The sequence below is a fragment of the Corynebacterium ammoniagenes DSM 20306 genome (genome assembly GCF_001941425.1).
Classification (GTDB): Bacteria; Actinomycetota; Actinomycetes; order Mycobacteriales; family Mycobacteriaceae; genus Corynebacterium; species Corynebacterium ammoniagenes.
The window spans coordinates 1,586,831-1,600,366 of the sequence record NZ_CP009244.1; the positions used below are offsets into that span (position 1 = coordinate 1,586,831).

Below are 13,536 nucleotides of genomic sequence, written 5' to 3' on the forward strand. Positions count from 1 at the left end.
CCTTAAACCCTTTATGCCTTGTCCGAGGCAGCCTCAGCTGCCTTATTCAACAGCCACACCATCAAAGCCTTCTGCGCGTGCAGGCGGTTTTCTGCTTCGTCGAATACGCGTGACTGCGCACCGTCGATAACTTCCGCGGTGACTTCGTTGCCGCGGTAGGCCGGCAAGCAGTGCAAGAAGATCGCGTTCTCATCAGCCTTCGCCATCAGATCCTGGTTGACCTGGTACGGCATAAAGGGCGTGCGACGGTCTTTGCCGTCGTCTTCTTGGCCCATAGATACCCAGGTATCAGTGATGATGATGTCTGTCCCATCAACCACGCTCGTATCATCGGTGATTGTAATGGTGGCACCGGTGTGTTCGGCGCGGTCGCGCGCACGGTCGACAAAGTGCTGCTCCGGCTGGAAATCATCAGGCGCGCAGATGGCAATATCTACGCCGGCGGTAGCAAAGCCGATGAGGTAAGAATTGGCCATATTATTAGCACCATCGCCCAAGTAGACAGCCTTTTTGCCCGCTAGCTTGTCGATGCCCCCAAATTCCTCCGCGCAGGTGAGCAAATCCGCCAAAATCTGGCAGGGGTGCAAATCATCCGTGAGCGAATTGATAATCGGTACGGTCGACGTCTCTGCCATATCAATAAGGTTTTGGTGTGCGAAGGTACGCCAGATGATCATTTCGGTAAACCGTGACAACACCGCCGCGGTATCTTGCAAGCTTTCGCCTTTGCCCAACTGGGAGCTTTGATCCGTGGACATGATGGCATGTCCCCCGATCGCCGCGATACCGGCCTCAAAAGAAAACCGGGTACGTGTGGACGTCTTCGAAAACAACAACGCCACAGACTTGGGCCCTTCCAGCGGGCGGTACTTAAAAGGTTCTTTCTTCAGCTCGAGTGCCAGCGCTAGAACTTCCTGCTGTTCTTGCGGGGTGAGGTCATCGTCAGCTAAGAAATGCCGGATGCCGCCGAGGCCTACTTCTAGCTTGTGAGGAATGGTTTCTTCGCGGGTGGTTGTACTCATGTGCAAGTTTCCTTAATTGTCGGTCTTAGTGACAGTGGCAAAGACGGTGGTGATTTTCTCAATCGCCACATCGATATCTTCTTCGGTGATAACCAGTGGTGGAGCAATACGCACAACATCGGCGCTTGGTGCGTTGACAATGAGCCCATTGTTTAAGCCCTCAGCAACTGCTTCCTTAGCAACGGGCTGGTTGAGCACAACGCCAAGGAGCAGGCCCTGACCGCGCACATGATCCACCAACGACAGCTTGTTGAGCTCCGCGGCGAACTTCTCACCCTTGGAGCGCACACCAGCGATAAATTCATCATCGATGACATCTAGCACCGCATTGGCTGCGGCGCATGAGACCGGGTTGCCGCCAAAGGTGGTGCCGTGGCTGCCAGGTTCAAAAAGCTCTGCTGCCTTGCCGGTACCAATGCACGCACCGATGGGAAGACCTGCACCCAGGCCTTTGGCCATGGTGATGACATCCGGGGTAATTCCAGCCTTTTCAAAGGCAAAGAACGTTCCGGTACGCCCCACCCCGGTTTGGACTTCATCCACCACCATTAAAATCCCGTACTCATCGCACAGTGCGCGGATGTCTTGGAGGAACTCTTGCGTGGCTGGGATAACGCCGGTTTCACCCTGGATGGGCTCGAGGAAAATAGCCGCAGTGTCCGTGGGATTAACTTCTACAAGCTTGCGCAGGTAGTCAATATCGCCATAGGGATAAAACTCCACGCCCCCAGGCAGCGGGGCAAAGATATCGCGTTTGGAAGGCTGGCCTGTCAGCGCTAAGGAGCCCATGGTGCGGCCATGGAAACCATGATCGGCTGCGAGTATCCGGCGGCGCCCAGTCAAGCGTGCCAGCTTGAACGCAGCCTCATTTGCCTCCGCACCGGAGTTGGAAAAGATAACACGTGCGGAGTCATCGCCGACTTTTTCTTGTAAACGCTGCGCCAGTTTCACCGCGGGAGGTGATGCAAAAAGGTTGCTCACGTGGCTCAGCGTCGATACTTGTTCATTGACGGCCTTCACCACGGCTGGATGGTTGGTGCCCAAAGAATTCACGGCAATCCCGGCCAAAAGGTCCAGGTACTCGGTGCCGTGTTCATCGACCAAGTAGGCCCCGTGCCCGGAGACGATTCCCAGCGGCGGGGTGCCATAGTTATTCATCATGGCTGATTGCCAGGAACTCGTTAGTGATGTTTGCGTGGTGCTCACTGTGAATCGTCCTTCCTAAATACGGTGCCTTCGGGGTAGCGGGAACGCTCAAAATTATCGGGCAAGACCATGGTGCCAATTCCACCCATGGTCAACAGCTCCAACAAGACGGAGTGCGCTAAGCGGCCATCGATAACATGGGATGCTGCTACCCCACCTTTGACGGCGTTGAGGGCAGATTCCATCTTCGGGATCATACCGGCATCTAATTGCGGCAACATCGCTTCAAGCTGCGTTGCTTCAATCTTGGACACCAAAGATTCCTTGTTTGGCCAATCGGTGTAGAGACCTTCCACATTGGTCAACATGACCAAGCGTTCAGCACCTAAGGCTTGAGCCAAAGCACCGGCCGCCGAGTCGGCGTTAATGTTATAGACCTCGCCATCGGTGCCAGGGGCAATGCCGGAGACCACCGGAATGCGGCCAGCTTCGATAATATCCATCACGGCGGAAGGGTTGACGTCAGTAATATCGCCGACTAGGCCAATATCAGTCAGTTCGCCATTGACGTTGACCATGCGCTTGGTGGCAGTAAATAACCCGGCGTCTTCACCGGAGGTGCCCACGGCATATGGGCCATGGGAATTGATGAGGTTGACTAGGTCGCGGCCAACTTGCCCAAAGAGCACCATGCGCACGACATCCATGATCTCGGGGCTGGTTACCCGAAAACCACCTTTAAATTCGCCTTCGATGCCAATTTTGCCCAGCATTTCATTAATCTGCGGTCCGCCGCCGTGCACGACAACGGGCTTCGCACCGACGGTGCGCAAAAAGACCATGTCGGCGGCAAAGGCGCGCTTGAGGTCTTCATCAACCATGGCGTTTCCGCCATATTTCACCACCACAATTTTGTTGCGGTAGTGCTGCAGCCACGGCAGCGCCTCAGCGAGCACAGCAGCGCGCACCGAGTCTGTCATTCCGGCAATCATGTCCATCCCCTTTTATCTAAGAGCTATACGCCGAGTTAATTTCCACGTACTCATGTGAGAGATCCGTGGTGCGAACAAATGCTGCGCCATTACCGCCGGTGCCTAAGTCCACGAGCACATCAATGTCGGCACCAGACAGGTCAACATCACGAGCCCCGGGAGCGCCAGTGGATTCCACGCACACCGGTTGGTCATTGAAAAAGACGGAGATATTGTCCGGGTCCATGTCGGCATCAGCCATACCGACAGCGGCCAGCACACGGCCCCAGTTCGGATCAGAGCCAAACATGGCGCACTTAAACAGGTTGTCACGACCTAAAGTACGCGCGGCATTCAGGGCTTGCTCATCAGAGCCGGTGCCTTTGACGGTGATTTTCACGCGCTTGGTCACGCCCTCGGCATCGGCTTGGAGCTGATCAGCCAGATCCGCGCAGGCCTTCAAGATGGCTTCATCAAGCTCGTCCTGTGAAGGTTCAATGCCCGAGGCACCATTGGCTAAGACGATGATGGTGTCATTAGTCGAGGTAGAGCCATCAACATCCAAAGTATTAAAGGTGACATCGCAGGCCTTGCGCAAGGCTTCATCCAAGGCGGCAGGGCTTGCTTGAGCATCAGTAGTAATGCATACCAACATGGTGGCCAACGATGGCGCCATCATGCCCACGCCTTTGCCCATGCCACCGACAGACCAGCCTTGCCCGTGCACAGCGGTTTGCTTAGCAACGGTATCGGTCGTCATGATCGCTCGCGCAGCACCGGCGCCGTGGTCAAGGTCAGATCCTAGGTCTTTCGCTAGCTTGTCGATGCCCCCATGCACCTGCTCCATCGGCATCAACTCCCCGATAAGCCCCGTGGAGCACACAGCGATCTCGGTCGCATCGAGACCGAGCGCAAGAGCGGTATCTTCCGCCATCTTTTGCGCATCGGTCATTCCTTGAGCACCATTGCAGGCATTAGCATTGCCGGCGTTAAAGACCACTGCCTTGATTTGGTTGGGCTCACCGTTTTCCAGGGCAGCCTGGGTAATTTTTACCGGTGCTGCGACAACGCGGTTGCGGGTAAACACCGCTGCCGCGTCAAAGTTGGGGCCTTGGTTGACGACCAGGGCCATATCAGGATTGCCCGAGGGCTTAATGCCAGCGATGGTCGATGCCGCAAGAAAGCCCTGCGGAACAGTCACACCTACTGGCTGGGATTCGGACGTTGTCATGGCTTGTATCCTTCTTTCCGTGCGAGTTTTATGGTGCGACTGCGGCCTGTGGCAGGCCAGCGGTTTCGTCCAGACCTAAGGCTAGGTTCATGCACTGTACGGCAGCGCCGCCGGTGCCCTTGGTCAGGTTGTCTAAGGCGGAGGTGATCACGAGCTTGTGTGCTCGAACGTCCACGTGGGCTTGAATCTGGCACATATTAGATCCCACCACGTGCTGGGTTTGTGGCTGCTGTCCTTCTGGCAGCACCTGGCAAAATGGCTCGTCGGCGTAAAAGTTTTGGAAGACTTTGGTGACCTGTTCTTGCGTCACGCCATCTTTCAGCGGTGCCGTAATCGTGGCGAGGATACCCCGAGGCATCGGTGCCAACACCGGCGTGAAGCTGACGTTGACGGTGGATTCTGCAAACGGGCTGAGGTTTTGTACCACTTCTGGGGTGTGGCGGTGGGTACCACCTGGTGAATAGGCTTTCACGCTGCCCATGGTCTCAGCTCCCAGCATGGGTACGGCGGCCTTCTTGCCGGCACCAGATACACCGGTGACTGCCACAACAGACAAATCGGGCTCAATTAGTTTGCCATGCAGTGCTGGCAGGGCGCCTAGCGTCATGGTGGTTGGGAAGCAACCAGGTACCGCTACCCTTTTCGCGCCTTGGAGTTCTTCGCGGTTGCCGGGTAGCTCGGGAATGCCATAGGGCCAGCTTCCGGCATGTTCGGAGCCATAGAAGTTTTCCCAGTCCTTGGAATCTTTCAAACGGAAATCCGCGGCGCAGTCAATAACGACGACATCCTCGCCCAGTGCCTTAGCGATGGGACCCGAATGCCCATGTGGCAGTCCAAGGAAGACCACGTCATGGCCGGCTAGATTATCCACGGTGGTATCCACGATGGTGCGGCCTGCCAGTTGTGGCAGGTGCGGCAGCAGCTCTGCTACTGATTGCCCGGCGTTGGAGTGGCCGGTGAGTGCGCCAATTTCTAAGTCGCCAGAGGCATATGCCGGGTGGTTAAGAAGGAGGCGAAGTATCTCGCCACCGGCGTAACCCGTGGCGCCTGCGATTGCAACTTTGTATGTCATGTACAACACACTAGTAAATTATGCAGTCTCCCGCAAACTATTCATGCAAGTTTTTGAAGAATTCTTCGGATCAGAAAGACCGCGCCTCTACCTCTCAATGTAGTAGAAACGCGGTCTGTCATGTCGCGAATGAAAAATCTTAAGCGCGCATCTCCGCACCCAAACGCTGTTTTGCTAGCTCAGCGGCTGCCAAGCGGTGGGTATTTGCTTCCTCATCGGTCAACGTGCGGTCGGCTGCGCGGAAAAGCATCTTAAACGCCAACGACTTCTTGGCTTCACCGAGCTGTTCGCCACGGAAAACATCGAAAAGCTCGACGCTTTCCAACAGCTCTCCTGCGCCTTCCTCCAAGGTTTGACGCACGGTCTCCGCCGGCAGGTCTTCATCCACTACAACGGCAATATCTTGGTGCAGCGTGGGGAACGAAGAAAGTACCGGGGCGGGCAAGTTCGCGGTAAATGGCAACGCCGTTACATCAAGCTCCATGGCACAGGTCCGTGCTGGCAGCCCCATGGCTTTGACGATTTGCGGGTGCAGCTCGCCAGCGTAGCCAACCACGTCCCCATCGACCTTGATGGCGGCGCAACGGCCTGGGTGCCACGGCTTGGCCTCGGCCTTTTCTACCTCTATCTCAACACCGGCGGCGCGTGCGACCTGACGTGCTGATTCGATGGCATCCGCGTAGGTATATGCGCGACCTTCGCCCCATGGGCCTTCGAACTCCAGGTTGCCTGCGCCCACGGTTGCTACGTGCAAGGGCTGCGACGGCAAGGTGTTGAGTAGTTGCTCAATTTCTTCATCGGAAGGACGCTTGGAGACATCCGGCATAGGCGTGGAATCCGCGCGCTTGAACGCTACCTGTTGTACTCCGAAAAGGGATACATCATTGCGACCGCGGGCCACGTTGCGCGCGACTGCTTCGAGCATATTCGGCAACAAGGTGCTCGAAAGCACGGCCTTATCGGCTTCCAGTGGGTTTTGTACGGATACCACATTGCGGCGTTCGTCATCGGCGTCGAGTTCCCAGGTATTGAAGATCTCAGCGTTGATAAAAGGACTCGGGATAACTTCCGCATACCCCGCGTACGCCAGAGAGTGACCAATGGCGCGGCGGCGCTTTTGCGCGGGGCTCAAGCCACGGCTGCCAATGGTAGGAATTGGCAAAATGGAAGGAATGGCATCCAGGCCTTCCAAGCGCAAGACTTCTTCGACGAGATCGACGTCTTCTTCGATATCGGTGCGCCAGGATGGAATGGTGACATCGAGTGCCTTCCCATTGTCAAAGCCAGCTACCGAGCAGCCGACTTCTTCCAGACGTGCGGTGATGGTCTCCTGCGAATATTCCACGCCGGCATACTGCGATGGCTTGATGGTATCCATCGCCACGACCTGTGGGTCTGGAACCTCGCCGACCAGGGTGCGGGCATCTTCTACGTGGCCGCCGCCGTATTCCACGAGCAGCTCACAGGCCAGGTCCAACGAGTACTCAACAATTGCTGGGTCGACTCCCCGCTCGAAACGACGGGATGCTTCCGAACTGAGCTTGTGGCGACGTGAGGAACGTGCCACGGTGATGGGATCCCAGGTTGCTGCCTCAAAATAGACATCGGTGGTGTCATCGGAGATCTCCGAGGTGGTACCACCCATCACGCCAGCTAGCGACTGGATGCCTGTGTCATCGCAGATGACTACGTCGTCGGCAAAAAGCTCGCGCTTGACGTGGTCGAGGGTTTCAAATTTCTCCCCCGCCTGAGCATTGCGCACGACGAGGTTGCCGGCAACCTTGTTGGCATCGAAAGCATGCATCGGCTGACCCAAGTACAACATCACGTAGTTGGTCACATCAGTGGCAAGGTTAACGGGGCGCTGGCCGGACAGCATCAAAATACGCTGCATCCAAAATGGGGACTGCGCTTGCGGGTCAATGCCGGTTACTTTGCGCAGGCCAAAGCGGATCGCTTTGGTTTCCTCGCGCAAGTCAATATCAATCAAGCTGCCGGAAGGATGGGAAGCCTCGCCGACGGGATCGACGAAGGCTAGGTTAAACGCGGAGGCAATCTCGCGTCCTAGCCCACGCATCGACAGTGCATAACCGCGGTCTGGGGTGACATTAACGTCAAAGACTGTATCCGCGCCGCCGAGTAGCGGTAGCGCGTCTTCGCCAATGTGCTGGGCAAAAGATTCATCCAAGGTGATGATGCCCTCGGATTTTGCGGTAAGTCCCAGCTCCGCAGCCGAGCAGATCATGCCATTGGAGATGTGGTCATAAGTCTCGCGGGCTGCAATTTTGAAGCCACCGGGAAGCACTGCACCAGGCAGTGAGACTGGTACTAAGGAGCCTTCTTCGAAGTTTCGGGCACCACAAATAATTCCCTGCAGCTCGCCTGTGCCATTCGCGTCGCCAACGTTAACTTGGCAGTAGCGAATCGGCTTTTTGAACTGAGTGAGTTCTTCAATTTCTTCTACGCGGCCAATAACGACTGGACCGGTAATCTCCGGCAGTGGTTCATAACCTTCGGTTTCGAAGCCGACGCTGACGAATCCGGCATCAAGTTGTTCGCTGGAGACGGTCCAGCCAGGGTTGTGCTCACCGAGGACGCCTTGCAGCCAGTTTTGTGAAATAAGCATAGTTGTATTCCTTCCTCGGAGGTTTTAAGCCTGGACGCCGAATGGCAGGGTGAAACGGACATCGCCTTCGACCATGTCGCGCATATCGGACAGGCCATTACGGAATTGCAGGGTGCGTTCAATACCCATGCCAAAAGCAAAGCCTTGGTACTCTTCTGGGTCAATGCCCACCGAGCGCAAGACATTCGGGTTGACCATGCCGCAGCCGCCCCACTCGATCCAGCCGGCGCCGCCCTTCTTATTCGGGAACCAGACGTCTACTTCCGCGGAAGGTTCCGTAAATGGGAAGTAGTTTGTGCGCATACGCGTTTTGGTTTCAGGTCCGAAAAGCTGACGCGCAAGGTGGTCCAAGGTTCCCAGCAGGTTGGCCATCGTCAGATTCTTATCGATGGCTAAGCCCTCAATCTGGTGGAAGACCGGGGTGTGCGTAGCGTCGAGCTCATCGGTACGGAAAACCCGGCCCGGGCACACGATGTACACCGGAACATCGCGATCTAACAAGGTGCGAACCTGTACCGGCGAGGTGTGAGTGCGCAGGATCTGCTTGGAGCCTTCCTCACCGACATAAAAGGTATCCTGCAGGGTACGAGCTGGGTGGTCAGGCTTGAAGTTCAAGGCATCGAAGTTGAAGTATTCCGCTTCCACCTCAGGGCCTTCGGCAACTTCCCAGCCCATGCCGATGAAAATATCGGCAATGCGCTCATTCAGCGCGGTAATCGGGTGCAATGCACCAGTCTGGTGGCGGGTGGTCGGAACAGTAACGTCCACGGACTCAGCAGCCAGCTGTTCTTCGCGTGCCTTTTCCTCTAGCACCTGGAGAACACCAGCGAAGTGCTTTTCTGCCTTGCCACGAGCCATGTTGACCAGTCGACCGGCGTCTTTGCGGTCTTGCTTAGGCAGTGAGCCCAGCGATTGACGTGCCTGGGATATAAAGCTCTTGTCCCCCAAATGCCCACGACGAGCTTCTTGGAGCTCATCAAGGGTGCTTGCTGCATCAAAGGCTGCGATGGCCTCATTGGCCGCAGCTTCTAATGTTGCCTCGTTAATTTCTATCTCTGGGGTAGCAGACACGTGCCCTTCAACCTCTTTAACTTGGATGAAAACTTCATAAAGATAACGCACCCATCCTACAACCCCTATGCCGCAACTACACAGCTAGCCCCGCCCAAGTCACCGCAACACGGCGAGGCCATCTCAGCGCTTGAGAAATTACTTATTCTGGGCTTTCGCTGACTCATAAAGACAGATGCTCGCAGCAGTTGCGAGGTTCAATGACTCCGCGCGCCCGCGCAGCGGAATGCTGACGCGAATATCCGCCGCGTCCAGCAGCTCTTGGCTAAGGCCATGTGCTTCGTTGCCAAACAGCCACGCGGTCGGCTTGGTCAGGTCGACTTCATCCAAGGTGGCATCGCCCTGCGGTGCGGTCGCTAGAATCTGCAGGTTCGATGCGCGTAATTTTCCCAGCACATCTTTGATGTTGGTATCGCGCGCGGTAGGAATATGGAACAAACTGCCTGCCGATGCCCGCGAGACCTTCGAGCCCAAAGGATCCACAGTTTCGCCGGCAAAGATAACGCCATCTGCTCCCATGGCATCTGAAGTACGAATCAAGGTGCCGGCATTTCCTGGCTCTGAGGTCTCAACTGGAACGGAAAGCAGCTTGGGCTTGCCATTGAGGATTTTCCCTGCGGACCACAAAACCGGTGTGCACAGTGCAAAAATTCCCATGGTCGTCTGTGTGTCAGACAAGGACTTCGCTGCCCTATCAGTAATCGGATGAACGTAAACATCCATGTAACCGGCAGCGGTGACAATATCTGCAAACTTATCGGCAGCACGCTCGGTGACAAACACGTCGGTGGCTGCGCCGGTGGAGACCGCGGCATCGACCGAGTTGTCGCCCTCGACGATGAAAGCATTGGCCTTCTTGCGCGCTGAGGAGCGGTGCAGTTTCGCCGCGTTAACAATGCGCGGGGTGCGTTCAGTAAATGCTTGATCAAAATCCAATGCCATGGTGTTTAATCTACCAAGCGTCACAAGCACCGTGAGACATCCGCAGTACTAACGCCGTGTTGGCTGACCTAGAGAACTAAAAATGCTCACCTTTCACAAACGAAAGGTGAGCAAAATACTGAATGGCTGGGATTAAGTCAGTGGAACGCCGTTGGAATCTACGCCGTATTCACCGCTGCGGAGCAAGACCCGGACGAAGTCCACAAAAGCCCAGATCGCGACGGCACCCAAAAGGATGAAGCCAACGAGGAAGATTGCGGTCAACCAACCAATCACTGTCATCGACAGCTGAGCAATGGCGCGATTGCGGTAGCCCAGGTAGAAGTTGTGCGCGCCAAAGTGTCCCAGGAAAAACGCCAGTAAAGCAGTGCCAACCCACGATTTCGGGTTCGCCGGTACCATGCCATAGGCAGGATATGGCGCTGCTCCCGGCACCTGCCCGTAAGGGGCGGGAGCTCCTGCTTGCGGCTGCTGCTGGAAAGGATCAAAAGCTGGCTGCTGCGGCTGTGGGTTCTTCAGCGACTCTTGGTACTGCGCATATGACTGCGCCGCTGGCTCCTGGGGTTCAGGTGCCCAGGAATCATCGCGGGAGTGATCAAAATGGTTATAGGGGTTGCTCATCCGCATAGCCTTTCATTGGGGCTTAAATAATTGCATGGTTGCAGCATTTTCGTGCCTCTATCTTAGAAGCGCCGTTTGCATGTTGCCACAGGGGGAAGGGAATTTTTATCTAGCTATTAAGAAAGCCCAAGCTCGATTTCACGATAGTGGTGAAATGGCTTGGGCTTTAAAGCAGCCGTATCAAAAAGGGCTATGGCTTAGGCAGCCTTAGGAGCGTTAACGTCCTCTGGCAGTGCAGCCTTGGCAGCCTCGCACAATGCGGAGAATGCCTCGAAGTCGTTGACTGCAAGCTCAGCAAGGATCTTGCGGTCTACTTCGATCTCAGCCAGGCGCAGGCCGTGGATGAGACGGTTGTAGGTGATGTCATTCATGCGAGCTGCTGCGTTAATACGCTGGATCCACAGCTTGCGGAACTCCGACTTACGCGCGCGACGGTCGCGGTAAGCGTAGGTCATTGAGTGCAACCACTGTTCCTTAGCCTTACGGTAGAGGCGGGAACGCTGGCCGCGGTAGCCCTTGGCGGTCTTTAAAATCGCGCGACGCTTCTTCTTGGCGTTGACTGAGCGCTTTACTCGTGCCACGGTGTTACTTCCTTAACTATCTTTGACGAACTATGTGTGGGTGATTAGGCGCTAATTACGCGCGGCCAAGCAGGCGCTTAATGCGCTTAACGTCGGCTGGAGCAACTGCTTCGGTGCCCTTCAGACGACGGGTACGCTTGGAGGTCTTGCCTTCCAGCAGGTGGCGACGGCCAGCCTGCTCGCGGCGCAGCTTGCCGGAACCAGTCACCTTGATACGCTTTGCGGTGCCCTTGTGGGTCTTCTGCTTCATGAGATTCCTAAATCCTTGACGAGTCGATAACGCGATGCAGCACACCAAAAGGTGCGCAGTACAACGCCGAACTGAACTTTCGGGCTACTTCTTACCCTTGCGGTTTGGACCAAAGACCATGGTCATATTGCGACCATCCTGCTTTGGGCGCGACTCCACGATGCCGGATTCTGCAACATCCTCAGCCAGACGCTCCAGCAGGCGGTAACCAAGTTCCGGACGTGATTGCTCACGGCCACGGAACATGATGGTGACCTTTACCTTGGAACCCTTTTCCAGGAAGCGAACAACGTTTGCCTTTTTGGTCTCATAATCGTGATCATCGATCTTAGGACGGAACTTTTGTTCCTTGACGACAGTCTGTTGCTGGTTCTTACGAGATTCGCGGGCCTTTTGAGCCTGCTCGTATTTGAATTTGCCGTAGTCCATAATCTTGGCTACAGGCGGCTTAGCGTTAGGGGCAACCTCGACCAGGTCTAGATCTGCCTCAAAAGCGAGTTTTCGTGCATCATCAGTGCGGACGATGCCTACTTGTTCGCCTCCGGGACCGACCAAACGTACTTCTGGTACTCGGATGCGCTCATTAATGCGAGCTTCAGAGCTGATTGTGTGTCTCCTAAGTGAGAAGGGATAGATTGTTCGCCTACCACGTCACAAACGAAAATCCCGTCTGCCTGATATCTTCTATCAGTGCAGCCGGGAGCTCTCAAAAGTTGCTGAACATAAAGACACCATTAATGATGCCTTATACTCAGTTACCTTTTTACCCGTATCCTGCACACGATTAATGTGCGGAATGAGGTGGGAGAAACTCCGCTTGCGACCCGATACTCCTGAAATTGGCGCTACGGGCGGTAGTGGCTATAACCCTAACATCAGCTCATCGGAATACCAAATCATTGAATTCTAGCCGTCTTCGCGTGCTTCGGACGGTTCCTCAGACGGATCTTCGGTTTCTTCATTCGGCGAACTCTCCGATGAATTCTCCTTTGAGTCCTCCGGTGTTGTCTCGGATGTGGATGTTCCCACGCAGTCATCAACCGCAGTGAGCTCCCCCGTCTCCACTGCGTGAGCGATGAGCGCTTCGAGGCGGCTGGCGACCTCATCGAGCGCTGCGGCAGAGACATCCTCGACGGCGTCATAGTCTGTATCATCTAAAAACTCTGAGTCATCGTCCCAGGTATTCCACGAGGCAGAGATAGCGATGCCGAGATTTCCATCATCAACGGGCATAACGCCGATCTGCCGGGAGGTGTACTCCCCGTCTTCGTCATCAAGGCCCCACCCGCCTTTGGAATGAACATCTTCCAAGCCAGCCAGGCCCCATTTTTGCCAATCGACGATGTCGCGCATGGCGTCATAGACATAATCAGCCTCGGGAACACATCCCAACCGTGAAGCAAAGCGCGCTTGGTCTTTGACCTTCCATGTGGACATCCCGAAGGCATCGTTCATCTCGACCTCTGAACCAAAGTCTTTGAGCAGGGTCTCGATACTCTCCTGCGCGTTTCCTTCGGTCCACTCGACTTTGTTCCACAGCGCACGGGCCGCGTCATTATCGGATTCTTTAATGGCGGCATCGACAAGTTCTTCATCAGCGCCATCGCGCAATGCCGCAATGGCGATGGGAACCTTGATGGTTGACCAGGCAGGTTCACTGCCATCATCGCCGGCTAAAAAATCCTTCTTATCATCGACGATGGCCAAAGAAATGGTCGCGCCGAATTCTTCTCCGACATCAGTCGCGATGTGTTCCATCGCCGCTTCGAGGTCTTCTTCCTCCATCACCGCGATATCATCCGCGTGGACCGAGTCGGAGGCGACCGACGAGGTGGTGGCCGTCGGCGCACCGGGTGTACCCGATACGGAACAGCCGCTGAGCACCAGCAGCGATCCCGCAAGCGTCGCGGAAAGCGCAGCTTTCCACGACGAAGCCGCGCGAGGCGGCGAAAATTGAATTGAAGTCACGTCATCAAACATTATCCCAGGAAACTACCTCGGCA

General features: G+C 55.6%; 13 protein-coding genes. All 13 read right to left on the reverse strand.

The window, feature by feature from the left end:
- Positions 1 to 11: 11 nt before the first annotated feature.
- Positions 12 to 1,022: an ornithine carbamoyltransferase gene (gene argF / locus CAMM_RS07270; RefSeq protein ID WP_003848975.1), complete on the reverse strand. Its 1,011-nt coding sequence runs from the start codon at positions 1,020 to 1,022 to the stop codon at positions 12 to 14.
- A gap of 12 nt (positions 1,023 to 1,034) precedes the next feature.
- Positions 1,035 to 2,228, reverse strand: a complete 1,194-nt coding sequence (locus CAMM_RS07275) for an acetylornithine transaminase (protein WP_268906650.1) — start codon at positions 2,226 to 2,228, stop codon at positions 1,035 to 1,037.
- A complete protein-coding gene (argB, locus tag CAMM_RS07280; protein WP_003848972.1) occupies positions 2,225 to 3,166 on the reverse strand; it encodes an acetylglutamate kinase in 942 nt (313 codons plus the stop codon). The genes CAMM_RS07275 and argB overlap by 4 nt, the downstream gene beginning before the upstream one ends.
- Before the next feature lie 10 nt (positions 3,167 to 3,176).
- Positions 3,177 to 4,370, reverse strand: a complete 1,194-nt coding sequence (argJ, locus tag CAMM_RS07285) for a bifunctional glutamate N-acetyltransferase/amino-acid acetyltransferase ArgJ (protein WP_003848970.1) — start codon at positions 4,368 to 4,370, stop codon at positions 3,177 to 3,179.
- Between the two features lie 28 nt (positions 4,371 to 4,398).
- A complete protein-coding gene (gene argC / locus CAMM_RS07290) occupies positions 4,399 to 5,442 on the reverse strand; it encodes an N-acetyl-gamma-glutamyl-phosphate reductase (RefSeq protein ID WP_003848968.1) in 1,044 nt (347 codons plus the stop codon).
- A gap of 139 nt (positions 5,443 to 5,581) precedes the next feature.
- Complete coding sequence (gene pheT, locus CAMM_RS07295) at positions 5,582 to 8,068, reverse strand: phenylalanine--tRNA ligase subunit beta (RefSeq protein ID WP_003848966.1); 2,487 nt, start codon at positions 8,066 to 8,068, stop codon at positions 5,582 to 5,584.
- 24 nt (positions 8,069 to 8,092) lie between these two features.
- Positions 8,093 to 9,139 (reverse strand): phenylalanine--tRNA ligase subunit alpha, encoded by a 1,047-nt coding sequence (pheS, locus tag CAMM_RS07300; RefSeq protein WP_040356221.1) that lies wholly within the window; start codon positions 9,137 to 9,139, stop codon positions 8,093 to 8,095.
- 138 nt (positions 9,140 to 9,277) lie between these two features.
- Positions 9,278 to 10,081, reverse strand: coding sequence for a TrmH family RNA methyltransferase (locus CAMM_RS07305; protein ID WP_003848962.1), 804 nt, complete (start codon positions 10,079 to 10,081; stop codon positions 9,278 to 9,280).
- A 132-nt stretch (positions 10,082 to 10,213) separates the two neighbouring features.
- Positions 10,214 to 10,702: a TM2 domain-containing protein gene (locus CAMM_RS07310; protein ID WP_075761532.1), complete on the reverse strand. Its 489-nt coding sequence runs from the start codon at positions 10,700 to 10,702 to the stop codon at positions 10,214 to 10,216.
- A 197-nt stretch (positions 10,703 to 10,899) separates the two neighbouring features.
- Positions 10,900 to 11,283: a 50S ribosomal protein L20 gene (rplT, locus tag CAMM_RS07315; protein ID WP_003848956.1), complete on the reverse strand. Its 384-nt coding sequence runs from the start codon at positions 11,281 to 11,283 to the stop codon at positions 10,900 to 10,902.
- 55 nt (positions 11,284 to 11,338) lie between these two features.
- Entirely contained in the window at positions 11,339 to 11,533 is a 195-nt protein-coding gene (gene rpmI / locus CAMM_RS07320; RefSeq protein WP_003848954.1) for a 50S ribosomal protein L35, read from the reverse strand.
- Positions 11,534 to 11,617: 84 nt separating this feature from the next.
- A complete protein-coding gene (infC, locus tag CAMM_RS07325) occupies positions 11,618 to 12,169 on the reverse strand; it encodes a translation initiation factor IF-3 (RefSeq protein ID WP_147581056.1) in 552 nt (183 codons plus the stop codon).
- Positions 12,170 to 12,439: 270 nt separating this feature from the next.
- Positions 12,440 to 13,501, reverse strand: coding sequence for a hypothetical protein (locus CAMM_RS07330; RefSeq protein WP_232051051.1), 1,062 nt, complete (start codon positions 13,499 to 13,501; stop codon positions 12,440 to 12,442).
- Between the last annotated feature and the right edge of the window lie 35 nt (positions 13,502 to 13,536).